The sequence below is a fragment of the Parasphingorhabdus halotolerans genome, assembly GCF_012516475.1.
Classification (GTDB): domain Bacteria; phylum Pseudomonadota; class Alphaproteobacteria; order Sphingomonadales; family Sphingomonadaceae; genus Parasphingorhabdus; species Parasphingorhabdus halotolerans.
Window position 1 is genome coordinate 168148 of the sequence record NZ_CP051217.1, and the last position, 24035, is coordinate 192182.

Sequence of the window (24035 nt, forward strand, 5' to 3'; positions counted from 1 at the left end):
AGCAAGAATGGACGGAACCGCAGCGATAGCTAAAACTGGACCGCTGCTAGCGCAGGGACCGAAGCTATTTGTTCTCGATGCGCGCAATCGAGTGGAGAGAAAATATCTGCTCGATTGGCTTCACACTTCGTTGGCCGAAGGCGGTCCCGGCCAAAAAATTAACTGGATAAGCCTACCGATATCGGATGAGCGCGCGGATTTGCGGCTAGATGGTTTGATTGAAAAACTGCAGGATGATCCGAACACCATGGTTGTCCCCGTTCGCATTGTTTGGCGAATCCCGAATTTCGAAAAAAGCCGTGCGATAAAAAAGCGGCACATATTGTTTGGTGACCCCAGAACGCCAGGAAGTTTGCGCGCCCGCAGTATCTTAATGCGCGACAAACGCAGAGCGCATTGCCTCACTGGACAACCTGCGACAATTGCTGCGCTTAAGCAGCGCTTTGGCAATCAAGTGGTTGCCGATTCCAGTGATAGCGCAGAAGAATTCGCCAGCTTTGTATTGCGGCAAGCCAGCCTGGTGCTCGATATTTCGGAACGTGGCCTGAGAGGCAGGCGTTACAAGGTACCGCGTTATGTTGCAGATGGTTTGCGTACAAACCCGAAATTTCGTAGCGCGATGACCCAGCTCTCAACCGATCTCGGAAAATCAGAAACCTCGCTTTATGAAGAAGCGAGCAAATATATGAAGGAACTGATCGCGCGCCCCAGTCCTTTGTTTATTGATATGAAGGCCAAGCTCGACCGGTTCATGCTCTCTCAAGGATATGAAGATGATGTGGTTTTCGATAAAGGAGAGTTGACACGGCTCAGGAAGACTATGCGCGAGCATCCAACGCTGCTGTTGTTTACGCACAAAACCTATATTGATGGTGTAACACCAACCGATCTGGCCTATCAGAACGATTTGCCGTTGATCCATGTATTCGGCGGCATCAACTTGGATTTCTTCGGTCTCGGCTTTGTGCTGCGCCGGGCGGGGACAATTTTTATTCGCCGTAGTTTCGAGAATAACCCCGTCTACAAGCTCGTTCTGCGACATTATGTCAGCTATTTGCTGGAAAAGCGCTTTCCTATGACTTGGGCGTTTGAAGGGACGCGATCCCGGCTCGGGAAGCTCATGCCTCCACGCTATGGTTTGCTGAAGTATGTGATGGATAGCGCCAACGCAAATGACATTGAGAATGTGCATATTATTCCAGTGGTTACCAGCTTTGATCTGATCCGCGATGTAGAAGAATATGCCAGTGAGCAGACTGGACGGGTTAAAAAAGCGGAATCGCTGAGTTGGTTTGTTGGTTATTTACGTAGCTTGCGTGAACCCATGGGTAAAGTTTATGTCGATTTTGGCGAGCCGGTTGTGATCAGAAAAGCGCCCGAACCGAATGATCGCATTGGTCTCTCAAAAATCGCGTTCGAGGTTGCGGTGGAGGCTAACCGAGCGACACCATTGACGCTGACATCTCTAATGTGCCTAAGCTTGCTTGGCACAGCGCCGCGCGCGATGACGGCGCAGGAACTGCGCGCCATTATCAATTTCTTTGTTGATTGGGCGAAAGAACGCAATATCCGGTTCAGCGCTGATCTGACGGTCGATAGTATTGAAGATATTCAAAAGCTCGTCGATACGCTGGTAAACAGCGGGTTACTAGTTCGCTATGACAAGGGCTCCACGACGGTCTATGCAATTGAGCCTGAAAAGCACCCAATGGCGAGCTATTATCGCAATTCGATCATCCATCATTTTCTCGACAAGGCGATAATCGAACTTTCGCTGCTTAAAGCTCGCGAAGAAAAGGATCAAATAGCATCGGAAGTTTTTTGGGAAGAGACCGACCGGCTTCGAGATTTGTTCAAATTCGAGTTTTTCTATCCGCCTAAAGATGAATATCGGGAAAATTTGAAAGCCGAACTTGATCGCTCCGACCCGGATTGGAAGAAGAAGCTCAATGAGGGCGGCGTGATGTTGACGAGCCTGACAAACCGTTTTCAGCCACTTATCGGACACGCAGTATTTCTGCCATTTGTTGAATCATACACCGTTGTACTCGACATATTGGCGCGACTGGAGCCCGGGCAGGCCATTGACAAGAAGACGTGTGTGGAAAATGCTCTGAAAGAGGGGCGGCAGGCTTATTTGCTGCGACGAATTACCAGCGAAGCGTCCATTGGTAAAATCCTGTTTGAAAACGGCTTCAAAATGGCGGCAAGCCAGCATCTCACAGGTGAATCAACGGAAGAAACTATTGCCGCACGAAAAGCATTGTTGCGCAAGTTTCGTGCACTTTCGCGCCGGATGGAAAAATCGCGACTGGAAGTGCTTCAGCTTGCCGACAAAATATTTGACTGAATATGAGCCTAATTGAAAGGACTCAACTATGACCGAGCCGCATACTATCAACCAGTTAAGTGCGCAGGATGCGCAATTTCTATATGTTCAGTCCGCGACCAATTTGACCCACGTGATGGCCGTCTATATTTACGATCCATCGACTGCGCCGGGCGGGAAAGTGCGTTTCAAGGATATTATCGAACATATGAGAAAGCGGCTGGATGTGTCGCCAATGTTCAAGCGCAAGCTATACCGCCTGCCGCTAGATATTGATCATCCCTATTGGGTGGAAGACGAGCATTTTGATCTTGAAGCCCATATCTCGCACAGCCGATTGCCTGAACCCGGTGATTGGCGGCAGTTCTGCATTCAGGTTGCTCGCCATCATAGCAAGCCGCTGGATATGAACCGGCCGCTCTGGGATATGTATGTCGTCGAGGGGCTGGATAATATTCCAGGGTATGCCAAAGGCAGCTACGCAATTTTGACCCGCATTCATCATTCGACAATTGATGGAGTATCTGGAGCCCATTTTTTTGCGGCCGTGTCGGATATGGATGCGAAAGGGACACCGGCCATTCCTTTGCCAGAAGGCAAGCCCGAACAAAGCGATCTACCTACCGCTGCAGAAATTCTGGAACGGGCAATATCAAGCACAGTGACGTCACCCGTAAAACTCACACAGGCGTTGATGAAATTTGCTCCGGCAATTCTGTCCACCGCAACCAAGTCCATTCGTGGAGGGGACGAAAAATCCGGAAACTCAGTGCCGGAAACACGATTTAATGGATCCGTGACACCGCATAAAATGTTTGACGCGGTCACATTCGATTTGGAAGAGCTTAAAAAAATCAGGCTCAAGGTTGATGGCGCGACGATCAACGATGTTGTGCTTGCCGTCTGTAGCGGCGCGATGCGGCATTATCTCAAGAAGCACAAGGAACTACCGAAAGAATCGCTGGTCGCCGTAGCGCCAGTCAATGCGCGAAGCCGGTCAGGTGAAGAAAGCAATCCCGGCAATAATATTTCGGCGATGACTATCAAAATCTGGTCCGATATCGCTGATCCTTTGCAGCGCTTGGGAGCGATTCGAGACACCACGAGAGAAACGAAGGCCGCAAAATCTGGTTTGAGCGCGAGGATTATGACGGATTTGTCCAAACATATTCCTGGCGTAACCATGGCCAGTGTTGCCCGTATTTTAACCGATGAACGGTTCGCGCCGAAAATGAGCAATTTGATGGTTTCCAATGTTCCGGGGCCGCAAATTCAATTGTATATGAACGGAGCGAAGCTCACACATCAATACGGCTTGGCTCCCTTGGCGCACGGGATGGGGCTGTTTATCGCCACGCCAAGTTACAACGGCACGATCTCGTTCAGCGTTATTTCCGACCGGAAAATGATGCCGGACATCGATTATTTCGTCGAGTGCATAGAAAAATCTTTTAACGAATTGCGGCTTGCTAAAGTTAATAGCTCGGTTAAAAAGACGGCGGCAAAAGCGGAGGCAGCAAAGAAAGCTGCAACGCATTCGCCAACTGGCTCAAATTATCGGCGCGTATCAAAGACGCCGAGAAGAGCCAGTCAGGGCAAGACGAAATAGGAGTGGAAAGAACCCAACAGCAACTGAAATTCGGTTGTTCTCCATTGCCGTTGCGAGTTTTCGGCACAAATCAAGTGAGTAAGATATGATCCTGAACACCACATTGAAGATGGAAAAGGCGATGGCGCAAGCCACGAGCTATTCCGAGTGGGCGGACGCAGCGGCTGCGCATGACCGCTCGACTGGCGTGGATGTCTGGAAAGAGTCTGACGAAAGCAAGCACTTCGACAACAAATCAATTCGCCGCCGTCTTAAGCGACTGTCAAAACTGTGGAAAAGTCAGGATAATGCGGGACTTTTATACGCTCTAAACGAGGGCATTCATGGCAATATGGACGGTATGGGCAACAAGCGCCTCCACCAGAAAGCCAAATTTGGCACCAAGCAACTCATCCAGGATTACGTCGATGCCATTGTCAATTCGCTTGAGTATCTGGCGAGTGATAAAGTTAACGATATTCCGTTTGAAGAAAAACTGGATTTCTTTCGCCGCGCCCAGCATTGCTATGGTCGGTCCGCGTTTTTGATGAGTGGTTCGGGCGCATTTCTCTATTTTCATGTCGGTGTTGTAAAGGCGCTGTGGTCGGAAGGCCTCTTACCGCATATCATGTCCGGTTCCAGTGGCGGATCGGTTGTCGGCGCGCTCATCGCTACGCACACCGATGATGAAATTCCGCCATATTTCGAAGCGAAAAATCTGTTTGACGACTCTATCAGTGATGATGATGGAGAAGCCGGTTTCGGCCTTTTTGGCGGCTCGCGGCGGCTCAAAGCGGATGAAATTCGAGCGCGACTAACCACCATGCTACCTGATCTTACATTCCAGGAGGCCTATGAACTCACTGGTCGTCATCTCAATGTCTCGATTGCCCCTGCGGAAAAGCACCAAACGTCAAGGCTACTAAATGCCATTGCATCACCGAATGTTTATATACGTGAGGCCGTATTGGCTTCTTGTGCCGTGCCGGGTGTATATCCGCCGGTCACCTTAGCAGCCAAAGACCACACCGGAAAACGTATCCCGTATCTGCCTAATCGCAAATGGGTGGACGGTTCGGTTACCCATGATTTGCCAGCCAAGCGCCTTGCGCGGCTTTATGGTGTGAACCACCATATCGTGAGTCAGGCTAATCCTTTGGTAACGCCCTTTGCCAGCGATGTCAGTCAGCAAAAAACTCCTATTTCAGCTATCCGCAACGCGACAACGACGACGATGAAGGCCTGGATCAATGCCAATGTTGATATCATGCAGAAGCCGCTGTCCTATTTTCCACGTCTGAACAGCCTAGCGAATATGACGCTTTCGGTGATCAATCAGGACTATATGGGCGACATCAATATCATCCGTCCCAGCATGTTTTGGGGCCATCGAAGATCCTCAGCAATCTTCCAGTTGAGGATATTGAAGAGTTGATCCAGCTTGGTGAAAAAACGACCTGGCCGAAAATTGAAATGGTGCGGACCCAAACAAAAATTAGCCAAACTCTGGATAGAATTTTATTCGACTATGAAACAGAACTGGCACATGACCATGATGCTGCGATGAAAAGGAAAATCGCTTGAAGCATGACGAAGGAAACCTGCGGCTAAGTGCCAGTTCCAAGGCAGCTGGCGCAAAGCTTTTTTTCCAGAAATGGTTGCCGGATACACCGCCTAAGGCGGTCATATTACTGATTCATGGTTATGCTGAACATAGCGGGCGCTATCAATATTTCGCCGAACATTGCGTAAATCGCGGCTACGCCGTTTTTGCAATCGACCATTGGGGCCATGGAAAATCCGATGGCGACCCGGGTTTTGTTCCTGATTTCTCGGTGTTTCATGATGGTGTTGATGCGCTTGTTGAAATGGCTCGGGCGGCTTATTCCGGCCTTCCAATAATGCTGGTGGGTCACAGCATGGGCGGATTGATCAGCGCGACCTATTTGCTGGAGAACCAGTCTAAGTTTGCTGCGGCTGTGCTCTCCGGCCCCGCTATCAAAGCTGCCGAGGAGCCTTCTGCTTTTCTCAAAGCAATAAGCGGTTTGCTGTCACGATTTCTCCCGAAACTTGGAGTGCTGGCGCTGGATTCGAATGGCGTTAGCCGTGATCCCAAGGTGGTGGCTCATTATTTAGCAGACCCGCTTGTTTACAACGGAAAAATGGGCGCGCGTCTGGCGGCGGAAATGCTGAATAACATGACTGCTATCCAGCAGCAGGCATCGCAAATAGAGCTGCCAATGCTAATGTTGCACGGCTCTAATGATAGCCTTGCCGCCGCAGAAGGTTCGACCTTTTTGGACTCAAAAATATCGTCGCCTGAAAAGCAACTCAAGATATATCCAGGCCTGTTTCATGAAATTTTCAACGAGCCTGAGAAAGATGCCGTTCTCACTGATATGACGGACTGGCTCGATGCCAGAATAGGCTCCAGCGCCGCATAAATATCTGAAAGTTTCAAGCATGTTAAACATTGTATTGTGGATAATCGCCGGTCTGATTGCAGGCTCATTGATACTCTATTTCGTTTTCCCGCGATTACTCTATTCTGCGATGCGAAACGGATTGCGTCGTAAGGGTGGGCTGGTTGAGAAATCGGTCAAGACAGGCGAATTTGACTGGCCCTATCTGGAAGGAGGACCGTCCGATGGCGAAGTTGTCTTGCTGGTTCACGGATTTGGCGGAGACAAAGATAATTGGGCGCTTTTCTCTCCCCAAATAACCGAAAAATACCGGCTCATTTCGATGGATTTGCCCGGATTTGGTGAAAATGACCGGTCGTTGAACCGTGAATATGACATTGCATCGCAAGTCGAACGGCTGCGTGAATTTCTTGACGCTCTGCGTATTTCAAAATGCCATATCGGCGGCAACAGCATGGGCGGCCATATCGCCCTGCAATTTGCGCTGACCCATCCAGAATATCTGAAATCGCTGACGCTTTACAATAACGCCGGTGTTGAGGGTAAAAATGAAAGCGAGTTGGTGAAGTCAGTCGAAAATGGTGAGAATGCTCTGGCAATCAACTCGGTGGAAGACGTAAAACGCATGATGGCGTTTGTGACACATAATCCGCCACCAATTCCCGGCCAATTCCGCAAGGTTTTCTTCGAAGAAGCCAACGCGCACAAGGAATTGCTCGACAAGATATTTTGGACGATTGTGAAAGACACCCAAGATCGCCCGTTAAATGGTGAACTGGGTGGTTTGAAAGTGCCCACTCTGATCATCTGGGGCCGTCATGACCAATTGATCGACGTGAGCTGCGCGGAGGCAATCCACGCCGGTGTCGAAAATAGCGAACTGGTCATTTTTGAAGATGTCGGCCACATCCCGATGATAGAAAAGCCTAAAGAAGTCGCTGCGGCACAACTTGCTTTCCTTGCCAAACACTGATTTCCCCGCCAGTCTACTGTCTGCGAACTCCCGTTAAAGAGGAGTCGCTGGTAAGAGGGGACAATATATGAAATTGCGGGTTGGTCTATTAGGTGGCGGGTCTTGGGGCACAACGGTTGCTTCGCTGGTTTCCCGCAACGCTCCGATCAAGCTATGGGCGCGCGATGTAGAGACCGTAGCTGACATCAATGACAACCATCGAAACAGCAAGTATCTGCCTGATGCAGTGCTCCCTGATGAGCTAACCGCGACTTGTGAAATTGGTGAAGCGGTTTCGGATGCCGATGTACTTGTGATGGGTATTCCTTCCAGTAATTTTCGTGGGGTGCTGGAAGAGGCCAAGCAATATTTACGGCCTTGGGTGCCGGTCATTAGCCTCACGAAAGGGCTAGAGCTTTCTACCAGTAAGCGCATGACGGAGGTAATCGAGGAGGTTTTGCCGGGGCATCCTGTGGGTGTGCTCACTGGGCCTAATCTTGCCCGCGAGATCATGTCGGGTCAGGCAGCTGCGAGCGTCATTTCTATGGAAGATGAGATCATCGTGAAGCAGTTGCAGCAGCTTTTTCATTCCGGAATGTTTCGGGTCTACACCAACACGGATTTGCTTGGTTGCGAATTGGGCGGTGTATTGAAAAATATCATCGCCATTGCCGTGGGTATGGGTGATGGATTGGGGGCAGGGGACAACACCCGTTCTGCATTAATCACCAGAGGACTGGCTGAAATTACGCGACTGGGAGTTGCAATGGGCGGTCGCCCTGAAACTTTCTCAGGGCTTACAGGCATGGGCGATATGATCGCCACTTGTACCAGTTCTTTATCCCGCAACCGACACGTTGGCGTAGAGCTCGGTAAAGGACGGAAAATTGATGCGATCATCGCCGATATGTTGATGGTGGCGGAGGGGGTAAAAAGCGCGCCTACGGTTATCGCCTTGGCAAAAAAATACGGCGTCTCTATGCCTATTGCTGAAGACGTATACGAAGTCACAAAGGGCAATCGATCTGCCGTGCGAGCATTTCGCGGATTAATCAGCGCTTCAGCCGGTTCTGAGGCCGATGCAGGTTAGTCAGGTGGTTGCGGCTGCAACTAACTTGGCTGGAAATATCCGTTGATGGCCGAAAATGATAAACTTAAATTTGTAAAATAATGTCACATTTGCAGTCAATTATAAGCGATATTTGATGCGGCTTTGAAAGCAAGTGACTCAAACAAAAGAAAATTATCGAGTCAATTAAGGATGTTAATTAAAAGGAGCGGATTTACTTGCTTCTTTATGGGGCGCGGCTTAAAAAAATGAATATAGCGCATTGGGATTTGATTAACCGGAGTTATGATGGTCAAGCTCAAAATGTGGAGAGTAAGAGTATGAAGTTGAAGAGTATCATAGCAAATGATATGGAACAAAAAATGTTCCAGGATGGAACGGAATCGTTGATCCAATCCAATGCCGATTTTGATCACGATATACTTGGTAAATCTTTCAACGAAATATCTCTGCGTTTTGACAAGCCGGACGAAATTTTCTGGTGCTATATGAACCAGAAATCACGACCGAGTTATACTTATGAGCTGGGTGATGAGATCCAGCAAGTGCAGGATTGGATTCACACCAATTACGCGATGGGCGCGACGAAACCAGATCATCCGCTGCGCTATTTCGTTTGTGGTTCAAAAACCCCCGGTATTTACAATCTGGGTGGTGATCTCGAGCATTTTGCGGATTGCATAAGGCGCCGGGACCTTGGCGCTCTCAAGAAATATGCACGGACCTGCGTTCACATGCAGTACGCCAACAGTACTGGTTACGGCGCGCCTGTAATTACCATGGCGTTGGTGCAGGGCGATGCGCTTGGCGGCGGCTTTGAGCATGCTTTGGCTTTTGATATTCTTGTCGCAGAAAAAAGCGCGCGAATGGGTTTGCCGGAAATATTGTTTAATCTCTTTCCAGGAATGGGCGCATATAGCTTTTTGCGACAACGGCTGGGCAGAAAGGAAACAGAAAGATTCATTCTGGAAGGCAAGTTGTTCACGGCCACAGAATTATATGAAATGGGTGTTGTTGATATCTTGGCTGAAGATGGTCAGGGTGAAGCTGCAATCATTGAATATACAAAAGCCAACCAACGCCGGTTTCATGCCGAACGTGCAGTGTATCGTGCTCGCCGGATATCAGACCCTGTTTCGCTGGATGAATTGCTCGAAGTCACCGATATGTGGGCAGAAACTGCTCTCTATCTTGATGAAGCTGATGTTCGGAAAATGGAACGTTTGGCGATGGCTCAGGATCGGAGAATACGTCGCTCGTTGCAGTCTGTTTAGATCATCTGGTTTTATTGAGAAAAGTTAACAGACGCGGAGCTGAACTTTTTGGCCTCATCCTGCGAGGGTGATCGTTGAGCTTCAAGATATTGCGTGATCGCCGACAGCTCGGTTTCAACCAGAGATAAATATTCGTGTCGTCGGCTGTCAAAGTCTGGCTGTGTTATGACTTCGAGTTTTGAGCAGATTTCTGACAAACCTAACGCTCCAACATTGTTGGCGCCGCTTTTGAATGCGTGGGCCTGAAACCGAAATTCGGCGATATTCTCCTGCTCGACGGAAGATTTGAAAGCTGACAATATTGCGATGTTATCCTCAAGATAGGATTGAACGATGGATTGTACGAAATCGGAATCGCCGATTGAAGCCAGATATTCCATCTGGGTCTCATCGATTGGCGAAATCGCATCAACATCGTAAGTGCCGTCAATTGATTGTACAACATTGAAGGGGTCTGAGACCGGTCTATCAACAAAGTTGTTGCCTGAATTTCCGCTGCGCAAATGGTTTGTATGTTGGGCAATCACTTTCAAGAGAGAGCCTGTCTCCACAGGCTTGGTGATCCTGAGATCCATCCCGGCATTCAGGCATTTTTTTTCGGTTTCTTCAGTTGAATCAGCGGTTAATCCAATGATCGGAATATGGTTTCTCGGCCCCTCAATCTGGCGCCATAGTTTACAACATTCTATGCCGCCCAAACTTGGCATATTCACATCGAGAAAAACCAGATCAAAAGCATCCGCTTCCAGTTTTTCTAATACCTGATTGCCGTCACCTACGGTGACAACGTTGTGGCCGGCGTTAGACAGAATAGTGTCCAAAACCATCTGATTTGTGCGGTTATCATCAGCAACTAATATTCTGAGTGGAGGTCCGTTTTTATCGGGATTACTTTCAGTCTCTATCTCCAACACTTTAACATGGTTGAACGAACACCCAATTTGTATGACGCTCCGAATCTCATCAAAATCAGGCGATGCCGGAAGAACTGATGCGAACGCTGCCCGCAGTCGAATATCATCAAGATTAGCCGATTGCGATTGGGACAGCAAAACAGGGGCAAGTTTGGCAGCTTGGAAGAGCGGCCATGTTGCTGAATTCTCTTCGCACATTTCTGCTGCATTCTGATCCAGCACAGCAAGATGAAAATTGCTCAGATTCTTATTTTTGAGAATTGCACAGATGTCATCTTTGGAATGCAACTCAATATGCTCGACATGAATCGTATCGATGTTATCGCTTTGAATTTCTGGACCCAAAGGTTTCGATCCCAGCGACAATAATCTGAAGCTATTCTCGTCTGGGCCATCGTTATTGCTCTCCGCAATTGCAACAGGGCAGGTTAGGGTAAATGTGCTCCCCATTCCAACTTGGCTTTCAACAATTACATCGCCGCCCATCTGGATTGCAAGCTTTCGACAAATGGCAAGGCCCAGACCCGTGCCGCCAAAATCGGCCTGCACACCATCATTTGCCTGCTGGAAGACTTCAAAAATCTTGTTTTGCGCTTCTTCCGCAATGCCTGGTCCTGTGTCGGTGACCGAGCACCAAAGCAAATGAGATCCGGAGTTTTTATGAATCCCGCATTTGAGGAGGATCGATCCCTTACAGGTAAATTTTACTGCGTTGCTGGTCAGGTTGATCAATATGTTTCGGATGTGGTCCAATTGTCCAGCAATTAGTCGATCGCTCATTGTTTCGGCCTGCAGATGAATTTCCAAATCCTTTTCATCAGCATTTATCTGCATGATATCCCGCACTTCAGAAAGCAGGTTTATGGCGGAAAACTCTTTTGGTTCCGGTAATTCGTCTCTCGATTCTGAGTGCGAGAAGCTCAACAATTGATTGATAAGGTGCAAAAGATGCCGGCCCGCAGAAACACTTGTTGCCACCATTTGATTTTGTTTTTCCGGCAGGCCCATCTCGAGCATGTGGGTACCATATCCAATAATTGCGTTTAATGGCGTCCTTAGTTCATGGCTTATGTTGGCCAAAAATAGGCTTTTCGCCTTATTGGCACTTTCTGCTTCCTCTTTTGCTTTGGACAGCTTCAAAATCAATGTTGAGCAATAGGCAGGTATGATAAACAATCCCGCGAGGAGACCTATCGACAGTGATTTATTTTCGTACCAGAACGGAATATTATATACTGTCCACCCAAATGAAAGAGTACCCATAGTAGCTGCAATGAAGAGCCATTTTACGCCATAGCGGAAGCCGTAGCCCAGTATAACCCAGAGGTAGATCGGGTAAAAGGCAGCCACGCTCGCCCCGCCGATTGAGGAAAAATAGATTCCTGCCCCAAATTCCGTGCAGAGGCCAACTATTCGACGAACATTATTGGGTTTTGGATCAAGATGATAAGCAAGGGCGATACCAAGGCCAATCACTAGATAAACCAGAAATCCTTCGATAATTCCCGGGTAATCAGCATCAAAAAGCCAGCAGCATATTGAGACAACGATTATGAGTAGGATTCGGTTTTTTATTATTTCGTGTTCACGGTCTCTTGGCTGTGACATTGATCTGTGAGAATGCCTGCTGTGATTGTCGCGAGGTTTCGTTCCAAATTTGTGTTTTAAAGAGAACATGGAGTTCAGCCCTCAGCTGATCGGTTGGTATACCGCTGCTGATCGAACAGCTTTTTGAGGTTCTCTGCGCGTTGCGGACGTGCAATTTTGAAGCCCTGAATCTCGTCAACACCGGAAACCTGGAGAAGTTCCAACTGCGCATCATTTTCAACACCCTCTGCAATAACGCGCATATCAAGAGCATGAGCAAGGTGAGAGATTGTACCAATAATGGCTCGATCCGCTGCGGAATGTTCGATTCTCGAAACGAAGGTACGATCAATCTTTAGGCAGTTTGCTGGCAGATCCCGTAAATATTGGAGAGAGGAATAGCCGGTGCCGAAGTCATCGATCGAAATGCCAACGCCGTGTCTTCTGAGGCGATTCAAGGAGTTACTCACATGTTCATTGTTGTCGAGCAGCAGTTCTTCGGTAATTTCGACGACAATTTTGGAAGGTTCGATATTATGCAATTTGATGTTTTTTAGAATCTCATCGCAAACGTTCTGATTTTGAAATTGCCGCGGTGAAATATTGATTGCTACACGCGGCAAATCGACACCTTCGTCCGCTGAAGTGCGTATTTGTCTACAGACCTCCGCTATGACCCATTTGCCCATGTGATCCATCAAGCCGGTATCATCGGCAACCCTTATGAACTGGACCGGTAACAGGCGACCGCGACTGGGGTGATCCCAACGTATCAAGGCTTCGAGGCCTACATATTCTAGTGTTTTAGCATCAACAATTGGTTGATATTCTAGAGCAAATTGCTCTTGACTAAGCGCATCGCGCAATTCATTTTCCAGAGCTGCATCGGCTTGGGCGATCTGGTTCATTCCTTCCGAAAAGAAACGATGACAGTTTCGACCATTGGCTTTGGCATCATACATCGCCAAATCAGCCAATCGTAAGACTTCTTCATATTCCACGCCGTCATGAGGGATCAGGCTTACGCCGATACTTGCACCAATAACTTGTTCCATCCCGCTGATGGAATAAGGTTCATTTATAGCTTTCAGAATTTTTGTGCATCGTGAATTTATCGAATCTGCCCCATCTATCTCATTGAGAATTATTGCGAATTCATCCCCTCCAATTCGAGAGGCAAAATCTTTTGCTCCTATAATATTCGATAGCCGTTCGGCAACTTCGCGTAACAACGTGTCGCCGCTATGATGTCCGCGAGTATCATTGATCACTTTGAACCGATCAAGGTCAAGCAACAATAGCGCAGATTGGCTATTTTCACGCAGGCAGATATCGATTGCCTCACGCACTTTTTCTGCAAGCAATACGCGGTTCGGAAGGCCAGTTAGCATATCGTGCAATGCCAAATGTGTCCGGTGCTCCTCCGCAAATTTGCGTGCTGTAATATCAACAGCCGTTGTAAGCACACCTATTGTTTCACCCTTGTGATTAAGCAGGGGTGATTTGTTGCAGTGGAAAATCAACTGCACGCCGTCGCTGTTAATTTTTTCTTCGTAATGCGGAATGGGTTGGCCAGACTTCAAAACGATCGTGTTTCGTCGATTCGAATTATCGGCCTGAGTGGTGTCTAGAAAGGTGGTAAAGTCTCGGCCCACCATTTCATCCGGGCTCTTGTCAAATAGAGCAGATTGATAGGCATTGGTGAATAGACATTTTCCAGAGCGATCAGTCGCGTTGATCATGATCGGAATAGTGTCGATAATTTGTTCGAGGATGCTCTTGCCGCTTGTCGTCTCGGGTCCGGGTTCAACACCGACCGCTGCATATTTTTTCTCAAGCTCGGAAGCACGTTTTTTCAGGTCACCACTTTTTTCCGTCTGACTGAGCAACGCAATGGCGCGGCTGCAAAATTCTACGTGAGAGACCGGGCTTTGAAGAAAATCTGTTGCACCTGCATCCAATGCCGATAGCCGACATTCGCGATCTTGATGAGCAGTGATTACGATTGCCGGAACTTCTGCGCCGGATGGCATCGCCCGCACTTTGCGAATAAACTCCGCGCCATTCATTTGTGGCATCCGATAGTCAACGATTAACAAGTCCACGCTTTCCATGCGCAGCCATTGCAGCGCTTCAAGCGGGTCTGCAAAGGTGACGGAGGAATATTTCTCCCCCATCAACGTCACAAACTGTGCATATATACGCAGATTGGTTGGTCGATCATCGACTATTAAGACACGCGTGCTCATAACTTCGGATTAGCGAGCGATATTCAAGATAAGGTTAACGATAGTTTGATTATATTTTTTAGGCTAATCAATGGCTTGAATTAGCGGAAGGATTCGGGATCACCCTCTAGCCGTTCAACAAGTTAACATCTCCGCCCGCGGCAGCAATGTTCCGGGTTATTGTTTTTTCATGAACATAGCGGTCGTGCTGACTTGCCGGGGTTAAAATCGGCAATATCGGACCGGCGCGATTTGCTAACGCCACACCCAGATCATGTACTCGATGATCATCCGGTTCAGCTATTATGGCTCCTATTGGATGGGACTCTATCGCGCTTGTAAGCTCCCCCACACCCACCCTTTGGACGATTTGTACCAGCCCCTTTGCTGGAGCGGCCGTTTGGACCGTATCAGCTAGCGCTTGTATGATAGTTTTTGCACCACAGGCGATATGCAGAAAGCTGTTGCCAGTTACCAATGCTCGAATGCAGGCGATTAAAGCGGCATTTTCATCCTCAATAATGGAAATGATCAATCCTCGGCCATGGCAAGAGTAGGAGTTTGTTTCACCAACAGGTGAGGGTATCTGGAGATTACTCAATACCAGCTCGGTGCTTGCCATTTCTCGGGCGATGATTTTCCCGATATCCTTGACATTGCTCTTGGCTAATTGACTGATGATATCAAGCTTGCCGGGCGTATTGGCCCAGAGGCGTTGAGCGGCAATGCCCATTGTGATTATGGAATCCAGCGCTTGGTCCTCGCTTTTCTTTTGTTCAACCGAGGGCTTCTGTCCTGATGATGCGTTGAGAACTTCGGCGCCGTCCGCGCTAAGACGATGCAGGTAAAGCGGTCCGCCTGCCTTTGGTCCGGTCCCCGACAAGCCCTCGCCGCCAAACGGCTGGACGCCTACGACAGCGCCAATTTGATTGCGGTTAATATATATATTTCCGACCTTTGCCCGGCCCGCCATATCATCCGAAACGTTGTCGATGCGGCTTTGGATACCGAGCGTAAGCCCGTAGCCACTGGCGTTGATCTTATCGATCAAAGCCATCTTTGAATGCGCTGCATAACGAACGATGTGAAGGACCGGACCAAAGACTTCCACACTAAGGTCGGTAAAATCATTAAGTTCGAAGGCCACCGGAGCGATGAAGTGTCCAGAAGATGGCAATGAATCGGTTGCTAGTCCGCAACGTCTCGCGCTTGATTCCAGCAGGTCAATATGGCGCCTGATGTTGTCTTTTGCCTGCTCATCAATAACGGGTCCGATATCAGTTTCGATCAACATGGGATCACCGATGGTCAGCGATTCCATCGCGCCGCGCAATAACCCCAGAAACGCATCGGCGACATCTTCCTGAACGCACAAAATGCGTAGCGCTGAACAGCGTTGTCCCGCACTTTGAAATGCCGATGAAACAACCGCATCGATGGTTTGTTCAAGCAGGGCCGAGGAATCGACAATCATTGCATTGATGCCGCCGGTCTCTGCAATAAGCGGTGTTAAGGCACGGCCCGATGCCGCCAGCTTCCGGGCAATGTTTTTCGCGGTTGCTGTGGAACCGGTGAAGCAGACCGCAGCTGTTTGGTTATGCGAAACCAACGCCTCACCCACGGTGCTTCCAGCGCCCGGCACAAAGTTCAAAGCTGACGGGGGTATTCCCGCGTCATGCAACAGCCTGATTGCTTCGGCTGCAATCAGCGGTGTCTGTTCAGCAGGTTTCGCAACCACGCTGTTGCCAGCTGCGAGCGCGGCGGTAACTTGGCCCATGAATATCGCGAGCGGAAAATTCCACGGTGATATACATATAACTACACCTACAGCTTTACGATTGACGAAGTCATCGTCGCGAGCGCGCTCTGCATAATAGCGACAAAAATCGATGGCTTCACGTACCTCGTCAACGGCGTCAGACCAGGTCTTACCAGCCTCCTTTATAGCGAGATAATGGAATACGGAGGCGCGCTCTTCCAAAAGGTCGGCCGCCCTTTCCAGTTTTGCAGCACGCTTATTGGCAGGGATTTTAGACCATGTCTCGAAACCTTCTTGTGCCGATGCAATGGCGAGTTTCGCTATTTTGCGATCTCCCGAATAGCATATACCGACACGGTCTGCTTTGTTGGCCGGATTGCAAATATCATGCTGCTCGGATCGCTCAAGTTTACCGTCAATAACCGGACCGGCAACATAGGCTTGTTTCGAGGCTTGCTCTATTCCGCTTTCGAACCTTTGGCGGATGGCAGGATTGGATAAATCCCAACCCTCCGCGCTCATGCGTTTGGTTTTCAAATAATTTCGTGGCTGGCCAATTTTTGGATTTTCGAGTTCACTATGTCTCAGCAGGGCATCAACCGGTGACTGTGAAAGTGATTTAGCCTCGATAGCTGGATCAGCCAGCTTGTGAACGAAAGAACTGTTCGCTCCATTTTCCAGCAATCGGCGGATAAGATATGATAGCAAATCCTTCTGGGTTCCGACCGGAGCATAGATGCGGCTAATGATATTGGGCTGCTGCAATATGATATCATGAAGCTGCTGCCCCATGCCAAACAGGCGCTGAACCTCGATCGGCCGTTCCGTTCCGGCCATTTCCTGAATTGCCGCGATGCTATGCGCATTATGGGTTGCAAATTGCGGGCTGAATGCATCGGGATGAGCGAGCAGTTTTTTCGCGCAAGCGAGATAGCTCAGATCGGTTATCTCTTTGCGGGTATAAACAGGATAGCTTTCGAGACCCATTTCTTGGGCGCGTTTGATTTCGCTATCCCAATAGGCGCCCTTGACCAATCTGATAAACAATGGCGCGCCCAATTGTGCCGCTTGCGTCTCCAGCCAATTGAGCAGGGGCAGGGCGCGACGCTGATAGGCTTGCACTACAAATCCCAAGCCGTTCCAACCCCGTAACTCGGGTTCCGCAACCAGTACCGCCAGAACATCCATGGAAATATCCAGTCGCTCGGCCTCTTCAGCATCGATGGTGATTTGCACGTTGGCGCTGCGAGCCTTTTTCGCCAGCGGCAGAAACAACCCAGCAATTTCCGGCACCACAGTTTTCGCCTGCGCAAATTCGTAGCGCGGATGCAAGGCGGACAATTTTATGGAGATACCGTGGTTGAGCCGGGGATCTTGCGATCCCGCACTTTGCGCAACCCTTTCAAGAGCATCTGCATAGGCCTGATAGTAATTTGCTGCCTGAGATTGTGTGCGAGCAGCTTCTCCCAACATGTCGAAGGAGAATAGATAGCCGTTTTTGCCATAAGCTTTGGCGCGTTTCAGCGCTCCGTTCAAATCTTCAGCAAATACAAATTGCGATGAGACTGCCTTTATGGCGGCGCGTGTTGAAGACCGGACCGCGCTGTTTCCCAGCTTGGCCAATTGTTCCGATAAACCCGATGACTGATTTTCCGACCATCGCAGCCATTTGCTGGTGAGGTCTAGCGCTCGCCCTGATGCACGCATAGCGATTTTGCGTCCAGCTCCTGTATGCGCAAGCCAGTCGCCACCAGCGATCTTGTCTCTTATCAATTCATCAGCGGTGACAGCATCGGTGGTCCGCGAGAGCGCTTCAGCAAGTCGCATGAGCTGCGCACCTTCGGGTGTGGACAGCCCATATTCGTTTAGAAACTGGTCGATTAATGGTTGCGACTGATCTGATCGGATTTTCTCGACCAACGCAATCGCGCGCGTTTCGATGCGGGACCATGACGCAGAATTCAGCCCGAGTTTTTGCGTCAATTGATCGCACAAAACACTTTCGCTTTGCGAAGTTGCTGTTGCGACCTGGTTGCGACGGTTTACATTTTCTGATGAAATCGGATTGTGCTGGTTCATGGACATAGAATATCAACGACAATCAACACGAAAAATAGTCATTACGTTGCGCAAGCAGGAAATTTTCCTGATTTTAGTTAAATTCTTAGTTCTTAGGTGCTAAAATCCGTTATGGATCGAATATTGGACAGGCATGATTGGCGCATTTTGGAAGCCATGCAGGACAATGGCAGGCTCCCGTTGTCAGAACTTTCCGAACGCGTTGGACTGACCAAAACGCCTTGCCAGATCAGGCTCAAGAAGCTTGAAGAAGAGGGCTACATTACAGGCTATCATGCCCGCCTCAATATGAGCAAAATCAAAAAAACTATGTGGTTTTCATCCAGATCAAGCTTGAGGCAACGAGCCGCCGTCATCTTGAGCAATTTAACGCCGCAGTCAAAAAAATGGATTCCATACAATCCTGCCATATGATGGCCGGTGGTTTTGACTATTTGTTGAAAGTGCGTTGCCGCAATATGGAAGAATATCGTGTCATTTTGACGGATCAGATCAACAGGTTACCCGGCGTTCATCAAACGACGACTTTCCCGGTGATGGAGGAGGTAAAGCGGGTGATCGGTGTGGATTTGAGTGATGCTGCAAATAGCTAGAGATATCCGGCATCGCGAAAGCTGAAATGTTCCGATGGTGAGAAGATGATATGGTCAATCAACGCTACCTTGAGAATTCCAAAAACCTGGCTGATTTTTCGGGTCGCTCGGATGTCAGCATTGCTGGGGAATGGGCTTCCTTCGGGATGATAATGGGCCAATATGAGTGCATTGCTATTGTGCGTTAGAACATATGATAGCATTGCCCTGATATCGAACGACACATTCGACGCGCTACCGGCTTCAAAGTATCGCACCGCCCAGTTTGAGCGGCAACGGTATATTATACAAGCCTGCTCAAAAGAAAACGTACGCCATCGATTATGCACGTCATCCAATATTATGAGCAATGCTTGCGATGTTGCCTGGTGATGGTTGTTGGCGGATATTTGTGATTGCAACATCACAAACCAATTTCAGTAACTGTACAGCCACGTGAGCCGTGTTTGCACCGTTTCGGGCATAGTCAAAAATTTGGCAATCAGAGCTTTGTTTGGTTGAGCATTTTGATTGTGCCGTCTAGCGTCAAACTCACCGATTCTGGAGCTGAAATTTGACCTCTCATCCGCATTACGAACAGCAATATCTTGATTTGATGCAGCGTATATGGACCGAAGGTGACGAGCGGATAGACCGGACCGGCGTTGGCACAAGGGCTGTGTTCGGCGCGACCATGCGGTTTAACCTCGCGAACGGCGCTATTCCCTTGCTTACGACCAAGCGGGTTTATTGGAAAACGGCAACTCGCGAGATGCTCTGGTTTCTCACCGGAGACACTAATATCCGCGAGCTTGTGAAGCAAAAAGTCCATATTTGGACCGATTGGCCGCTGGATAGGTACCGCAGGGAAATCGGCGAGGATATTGATCGCGATGCTTTTGAAGAGCGGATCATCAAGGACGATGATTTCGCTAAAAAATGGGGTGATCTGGGCCCCGTCTATGGCAAGCAGTGGGTGGACTGGCCGGTCTTTGAACCGGCTGGCGACGGGCTTTATCGAAAAGCGGAAAAAGGTATAAACCAGATTGAATTGCTGATTGATGGGCTCAAAAACAACCCCGGTTCGCGGCGGCATATTTTTACCGGTTGGAATGTCGCCGAATTGGACCAGATGGCACTGCCACCGTGTCACAAAACCTATCAATTCTATGTCGCCGACGGGATGTTGTCTGGCATATTATATCAACGCAGCTGCGATCTGGGCTTGGGCTTTGCGTTTAATGTTTATTCAGCGGCGTTGCTCATTCGCATGATCGCGCAGCAATGTGATTTGGAGCCGGGAGAACTGGTTTGGAATGGCGGCGATGTGCATCTTTATCTCAATCACGCAGAACTGGTAGAAGAGCAATTGGCACGGCAGCCATCAGGTGCTCCAAAATTCAACATCCTGCGCAAGCCCGAGTCGATATTTGATTATCGGATCGATGATTTTGAGGTCACGGATTATGTGCCTCAATCGCATATTTCTGCGCCAGTAGCAGTTTAGGGCGTAAAAAAGGGCAGATAGATTGACCTAAATTGTATTTTGTAATATTGTAACAACATAGTGATTGATTATTGCAGCGCAACAAATCGCGCAACTCACGCTGGAGAGGCCGCATGGCTGACGATATTAAAAGCAATTTACCGCCGCTAAAGCTGCACGTGCCGGAACCGAAATTTCGGCCGGGCGATGAGGTTGATTATAGCGATATTGAAATTCAGAAGGCTGGGGAACAGGCGCGGCCTGATATCTCGACGAAGCCAATTGATATGCGCGATATGGTCTATGATCTCATTCGTGTTTTGGATGATGATCACAAAGCGGTCGGCCCTTGGGATCCCAAGCTGGATGATGAAACGCTTCTGAAAATGCTGCTGACAATGGTGCAGGTTCGGACTTTCGATGATCGCCTTCACCGGCAACAGCGGCAAGGCAAAACCAGCTTTTACATGAAGTCCACGGGCGAAGAGGCAACCTCCGTGGCTGCCACAATGGCATTGCATCCAGATGATATGTGTTTCCCAAGCTACCGTCAGCAAGGCATATTATTCGCGCGCGGATATCCGATGGTTGATATGGTCAACCAGATTTTCTCCAACCGTGAAGACAAGTTGAAAGGCCGACAGTTGCCGATCATGTATAGCTCAAAACGGCTAAATTTTTTCACAGTGTCGGGCAATTTGACGACGCAATATCCGCAAGCTGTCGGTTGGGCAATGGCGAGCGCAATCAAGGGTGATAGTCGAATTGCAGCAGTCTGGTGCGGTGAAGGATCGACGGCGGAAGGAGATTTTCACAGCGCTATGACCTTTGCGGCTGTTTATAACGCGCCGGTTATCATGAATATTGTGAACAACCAATGGGCGATCAGCTCATTCTCGGGATTTGCCGGGGCAGAGCGCACCACGTTTGCAGCCCGCGCGACTGGCTATGGTATTGCTGGTTTGCGGGTTGACGGTAACGACCCTCTTGCCGTCTATGCTGCGACGCAATGGGCGGCGGAGCGTGCGCGCACTAACCAGGGACCGACATTGATCGAGCATTTTACTTATCGTGCCGATGCGCATAGCACCTCGGATGACCCAACCGCCTACCGCAGCGCGCAAGAGCAGGAAGAATGGCCATTGGGTGATCCTATTATGCGGCTGAAGCGGCACCTGATCCACCGTGGTGTCTGGAGCGTTGAGCAGCAGGAAGCGCTTGATCTCGAATGTCTTGATGCGGTGAAGGAAGCAGTAAAGGAAGCAGCGAAGAACGGCATTTTGGGACATGGCTTGCACCAGCCCTTTGAAACCATGTTCCAGGATGTGTTTGAGGAAATGCCCTGGCACCTCAAAGAACAGGCCGCACAGGCTGACAAAGAGCGGGAAATCAAATGGCCCGATGCGGAGGCATCTAAACAGTGACCACCATGAACATGATCGAAGCCATTAACTCCGCCCTCGACAATATGATGGAGCGTGACGACAACGTGGTCGTATTCGGTGAAGATGCTGGCTATTTTGGCGGCGTTTTCCGGGCGACTGCGGGCTTGCAGGAGAAATATGGCAAGACGCGGTGTTTCGATACACCGATTACCGAGTGTGGCATTATCGGTGCAGCGGTAGGGATGGGTGCTTATGGCTTGCGTCCGGTGCCGGAGATTCAATTCGCGGATTATATCTATCCAGGCATGGACCAGTTGATTTCCGAGGCTGCGCGCCTGCGGTATCGCTCTGCGGGAGAGTTTATTGCGCCTTTGACTGTGCGTTCCCCTTTTGGAGGAGGCATATTTGGCGGGCAAACACATAGCCAATCGCCCGAAGCGATGTTTACCCATGTAGCGGGTTTGAAAACGGTCATTCCATCGACGCCCTATGACGCAAAGGGACTGTTGATTGCTTCCATTGAAGACAATGATCCGGTGCTCTTCTTTGAGCCCAAGCGCATCTACAATGGTCCATTCACTGGCTATTATGACAAACCGGTAGAGCCTTGGTCCAAATTTGATTCGGCAAACGTGCCCGACGACTATTATCGCATCGAACTGGGCAAGGCCAATATCGTAAGGCCCGGAACCGAAGTAACAATATTGGCCTATGGCACGATGGTGCATGTCGCCAATGCGGTGGTTGCAGAACATGATATTGATGCCGAAGTTATTGATCTGCGCACTTTGGTCCCGCTCGATATTGAAACTATCGAAGAGTCGGTCAAAAAAACCGGACGCTGTCTGATCGTGCATGAGGCGACCCGCACCAGTGGATTTGGTGCGGAGTTATCGGCGCTGGTGCAGGAACGCTGTTTCTATCATCTTGAAGCGCCGATTGAGCGTGTCACCGGATTTGATACGCCTTATCCGCATTCATTGGAGTGGGCATATTTTCCTGGTCCGGTTCGCATTGGTGAGGCGCTTGAAAAAATTGTAAAAGGTCTGAAATCATGAGCAGCAAATATATATTTAATTTGCCCGACATTGGTGAAGGCATTGCCGAGGCTGAGATCGTCGCCTGGCATATTAAAGTCGGCGATATGGTCGAGGAAGATGACCAGATTGCCGACGTGATGACCGACAAGGCAACCGTCGAGATGGAAGCGCCAGTCTCTGGTAAGATCGTAGCGATCGCGGGCGAGGCCGGTGATGTCATTGCGATTGGTTCGATGCTGGTTGAGATTGAGGTCGCAGGCGATGCCGAAGTTGGCGAAAGTACCGCGGAGGATGAAAAGCCGGTTATCGAAGAAGCCACTCCTACTGCCATGGCGTCAAATGAAGTTATTGATAAAAAAGAGAAAAATGTTCCTGATCCGGAAAAGGTTAATCTTAAGAAAGAGTCTGAAGAGTTGGTGTCGAAAGAGCCACAAAGTGACGTCAGGACATCAAGTTTTACACCCTCGAAAGTCCTCGCAACGCCCGCTGTTCGCAAGCGCGCTGCTAATCTGGGAATCGATCTCGGTCAGGTAAAATCCTTAGGCGACCATATCCGTCACAGCGATCTCGATGCTTATTTGAGCTATGGTTCAGGGCAGGGTTATCGAGCCTCCATGTCTTCCATGAAACGCGATGATGAGACTATAAAAGTCATCGGGATGCGGCGGAAAATCGCTCAGAATATGGCCGAGTCAAAACGCAATATTCCGCATTTTTCTTATGTCGATGAAATCGATATGACCGAGCTGGAGGACATGCGCGGCGACCTCAATAGCAATCGGGGCGAGCGACCTAAACTGACCATGCTGCCGTTGATGATTGTTGCGATCTGCAAGTCGCTTCCGAAGTTCCCGATGCTCAATGCAACGTTTGATGATGAGGCCGGGCAGGTGACCCGGCACGGCGCAGTCCACCTTGGAATGGCCACACAGACCGATCAGGGCCTGATGGTGCCTGTACTGCGTGACGCGCAGGATATGAATATATGGCAGCTAGCAGCTGAAATAGGCCGTTTGGCGGAGGGTGCGCGCTCAGGAGGCCTTAAACCGACTGAACTGAGCGGTTCGACGCTGACATTAACGTCTCTTGGGCCCCTTGGCGGCATTGCCACCACACCGGTCATCAACCGGCCCGAGGTCGCTATCATTGGTCCTAACAAGATACAGGAGCGCCCCGTGTTCGCCGAAAACGGCGAGATTCATGCCCGTAAGCTAATGAATCTGTCGATCTCGTGTGATCACAGGGTCGTGGACGGCTATGATGCCGCCAGTTATGTGCAGGCGCTCAAGCATTTGCTTGAAACACCGGTGCTCTTGTTCGCCGATTAAATCATTGCGCTGCCCGTCTGGA

The 24035-nt window shown here is 49.4% G+C and carries 18 protein-coding genes and 1 pseudogene; 14 read left to right on the forward strand and 5 right to left on the reverse strand.

Annotation, left to right across the window (positions count from 1 at the left end; genetic code table 11):
* Nucleotides 1-7: 7 nt before the first annotated feature.
* The 8 genes from HF685_RS00940 to HF685_RS00970 all read left to right on the forward strand — a co-directional run bounded on the left by HF685_RS00940 (nt 8) and on the right by HF685_RS00970 (nt 9635).
* Nucleotides 8-2350, forward strand: a complete 2343-nt coding sequence (locus HF685_RS00940; protein WP_168817792.1) for a glycerol-3-phosphate 1-O-acyltransferase — start codon at nt 8-10, stop codon at nt 2348-2350.
* A gap of 28 nt (nt 2351-2378) precedes the next feature.
* Complete coding sequence (locus tag HF685_RS00945; RefSeq protein WP_168817794.1) at nt 2379-3938, forward strand: WS/DGAT/MGAT family O-acyltransferase; 1560 nt, start codon at nt 2379-2381, stop codon at nt 3936-3938.
* Nucleotides 3939-4023: 85 nt separating this feature from the next.
* Nucleotides 4024-5352 (forward strand): DUF3336 domain-containing protein, encoded by a 1329-nt coding sequence (locus HF685_RS00950; RefSeq protein WP_246218685.1) that lies wholly within the window; start codon nt 4024-4026, stop codon nt 5350-5352.
* Nucleotides 5349-5501, forward strand: coding sequence for a hypothetical protein (locus HF685_RS16210; RefSeq protein WP_246218686.1), 153 nt, complete (start codon nt 5349-5351; stop codon nt 5499-5501). Before HF685_RS00950 ends, HF685_RS16210 begins: the two co-directional genes overlap by 4 nt.
* Entirely contained in the window at nt 5498-6361 is an 864-nt protein-coding gene (locus HF685_RS00955; protein ID WP_211051276.1) for an alpha/beta hydrolase, read from the forward strand. Before HF685_RS16210 ends, HF685_RS00955 begins: the two co-directional genes overlap by 4 nt.
* A 19-nt stretch (nt 6362-6380) precedes the next feature.
* A complete protein-coding gene (locus tag HF685_RS00960) occupies nt 6381-7313 on the forward strand; it encodes an alpha/beta fold hydrolase (protein ID WP_168817796.1) in 933 nt (310 codons plus the stop codon).
* A gap of 67 nt (nt 7314-7380) precedes the next feature.
* Nucleotides 7381-8382, forward strand: coding sequence for an NAD(P)H-dependent glycerol-3-phosphate dehydrogenase (locus HF685_RS00965; RefSeq protein ID WP_168817798.1), 1002 nt, complete (start codon nt 7381-7383; stop codon nt 8380-8382).
* A gap of 299 nt (nt 8383-8681) precedes the next feature.
* Nucleotides 8682-9635, forward strand: a complete 954-nt coding sequence (locus HF685_RS00970; protein WP_168817800.1) for a crotonase/enoyl-CoA hydratase family protein — start codon at nt 8682-8684, stop codon at nt 9633-9635.
* Between the two features lie 11 nt (nt 9636-9646).
* Here HF685_RS00970 and HF685_RS00975 read toward each other — a convergent pair whose 3' ends face one another.
* The 4 genes and pseudogenes from HF685_RS00975 to putA form a co-directional block, all read right to left on the reverse strand.
* Nucleotides 9647-12157 carry a response regulator gene (locus HF685_RS00975; RefSeq protein ID WP_211051278.1) on the reverse strand — a complete coding sequence of 837 codons (2511 nt, stop codon included), beginning with the start codon at nt 12155-12157 and terminating at the stop codon, nt 9647-9649.
* A gap of 74 nt (nt 12158-12231) precedes the next feature.
* A complete protein-coding gene (locus tag HF685_RS00980; protein ID WP_246218687.1) occupies nt 12232-13878 on the reverse strand; it encodes an EAL domain-containing protein in 1647 nt (548 codons plus the stop codon).
* A gap of 222 nt (nt 13879-14100) precedes the next feature.
* Nucleotides 14101-14385, reverse strand: a pseudogene (locus HF685_RS16665) (response regulator); the annotation flags it as partial.
* A 106-nt stretch (nt 14386-14491) separates the two neighbouring features.
* Entirely contained in the window at nt 14492-18202 is a 3711-nt protein-coding gene (gene putA / locus HF685_RS00985) for a bifunctional proline dehydrogenase/L-glutamate gamma-semialdehyde dehydrogenase PutA (protein WP_168817806.1), read from the reverse strand.
* A 123-nt stretch (nt 18203-18325) separates the two neighbouring features.
* Between putA and HF685_RS16670 the strand changes: the two genes are divergently transcribed.
* Together HF685_RS16670 and HF685_RS16675 are read left to right on the forward strand one after the other, a co-directional pair.
* Nucleotides 18326-18616 (forward strand): Lrp/AsnC family transcriptional regulator, encoded by a 291-nt coding sequence (locus tag HF685_RS16670; protein WP_211051280.1) that lies wholly within the window; start codon nt 18326-18328, stop codon nt 18614-18616.
* A complete protein-coding gene (locus tag HF685_RS16675) occupies nt 18514-18795 on the forward strand; it encodes an Lrp/AsnC ligand binding domain-containing protein (protein WP_211051282.1) in 282 nt (93 codons plus the stop codon). The genes HF685_RS16670 and HF685_RS16675 overlap by 103 nt, the downstream gene beginning before the upstream one ends.
* Here HF685_RS16675 and HF685_RS16775 read toward each other — a convergent pair.
* Complete coding sequence (locus tag HF685_RS16775) at nt 18792-19199, reverse strand: JAB domain-containing protein (RefSeq protein ID WP_484555883.1); 408 nt, start codon at nt 19197-19199, stop codon at nt 18792-18794. The two genes, HF685_RS16675 and HF685_RS16775, sit on opposite strands and share 4 nt — an antisense overlap.
* A gap of 191 nt (nt 19200-19390) precedes the next feature.
* Between HF685_RS16775 and thyA the strand changes: the two genes are divergently transcribed.
* The 4 genes from thyA (at nt 19391) to HF685_RS01015 (ending at nt 24013) form a co-directional block, all read left to right on the forward strand.
* Complete coding sequence (gene thyA / locus HF685_RS01000; protein WP_246218851.1) at nt 19391-20281, forward strand: thymidylate synthase; 891 nt, start codon at nt 19391-19393, stop codon at nt 20279-20281.
* A gap of 113 nt (nt 20282-20394) precedes the next feature.
* Nucleotides 20395-21684 carry a 3-methyl-2-oxobutanoate dehydrogenase (2-methylpropanoyl-transferring) subunit alpha gene (locus HF685_RS01005; RefSeq protein WP_168817812.1) on the forward strand — a complete coding sequence of 430 codons (1290 nt, stop codon included), beginning with the start codon at nt 20395-20397 and terminating at the stop codon, nt 21682-21684.
* A gap of 5 nt (nt 21685-21689) precedes the next feature.
* On the forward strand, nt 21690-22703 hold the full coding sequence (locus HF685_RS01010) for an alpha-ketoacid dehydrogenase subunit beta (RefSeq protein ID WP_168821085.1): 1014 nt from the start codon (nt 21690-21692) through the stop codon (nt 22701-22703).
* The gene (locus HF685_RS01015; protein ID WP_168817815.1) at nt 22700-24013 is read left to right on the forward strand and encodes a dihydrolipoamide acetyltransferase family protein; all 1314 of its coding nucleotides are present in this window, start codon (nt 22700-22702) and stop codon (nt 24011-24013) included. The genes HF685_RS01010 and HF685_RS01015 overlap by 4 nt, the downstream gene beginning before the upstream one ends.
* Nucleotides 24014-24035: the final 22 nt, after the last annotated feature.

What these genes read in the sequence shown, in the direction of transcription:
- HF685_RS00945 (WP_168817794.1), top strand. Translation starts at nt 2,379, where the DNA reads ATGACCGAGCCGCATACTATCAACCAGTTAAGTGCGCAGGATGCGCAA.
- HF685_RS00970 (WP_168817800.1), top strand. Translation starts at nt 8,682, where the DNA reads ATGAAGTTGAAGAGTATCATAGCAAATGATATGGAACAAAAAATGTTC.
- HF685_RS16775 (WP_484555883.1), bottom strand. Translation starts at nt 19,199, where the DNA reads ATGTTGCAATCACAAATATCCGCCAACAACCATCACCAGGCAACATCG.
- HF685_RS00980 (WP_246218687.1), bottom strand. Translation starts at nt 13,878, where the DNA reads ATGATCAACGCGACTGATCGCTCTGGAAAATGTCTATTCACCAATGCC.
- HF685_RS00975 (WP_211051278.1), bottom strand. Translation starts at nt 12,157, where the DNA reads ATGTCACAGCCAAGAGACCGTGAACACGAAATAATAAAAAACCGAATC.
- putA (WP_168817806.1), bottom strand. Translation starts at nt 18,202, where the DNA reads ATGAACCAGCACAATCCGATTTCATCAGAAAATGTAAACCGTCGCAAC.
- HF685_RS00965 (WP_168817798.1), top strand. Translation starts at nt 7,381, where the DNA reads ATGAAATTGCGGGTTGGTCTATTAGGTGGCGGGTCTTGGGGCACAACG.
- HF685_RS00950 (WP_246218685.1), top strand. Translation starts at nt 4,024, where the DNA reads ATGATCCTGAACACCACATTGAAGATGGAAAAGGCGATGGCGCAAGCC.
- HF685_RS01010 (WP_168821085.1), top strand. Translation starts at nt 21,690, where the DNA reads ATGAACATGATCGAAGCCATTAACTCCGCCCTCGACAATATGATGGAG.
- HF685_RS01005 (WP_168817812.1), top strand. Translation starts at nt 20,395, where the DNA reads ATGGCTGACGATATTAAAAGCAATTTACCGCCGCTAAAGCTGCACGTG.
- thyA (WP_246218851.1), top strand. Translation starts at nt 19,391, where the DNA reads ATGCAGCGTATATGGACCGAAGGTGACGAGCGGATAGACCGGACCGGC.
- HF685_RS00960 (WP_168817796.1), top strand. Translation starts at nt 6,381, where the DNA reads ATGTTAAACATTGTATTGTGGATAATCGCCGGTCTGATTGCAGGCTCA.
- HF685_RS00940 (WP_168817792.1), top strand. Translation starts at nt 8, where the DNA reads ATGGACGGAACCGCAGCGATAGCTAAAACTGGACCGCTGCTAGCGCAG.
- HF685_RS01015 (WP_168817815.1), top strand. Translation starts at nt 22,700, where the DNA reads ATGAGCAGCAAATATATATTTAATTTGCCCGACATTGGTGAAGGCATT.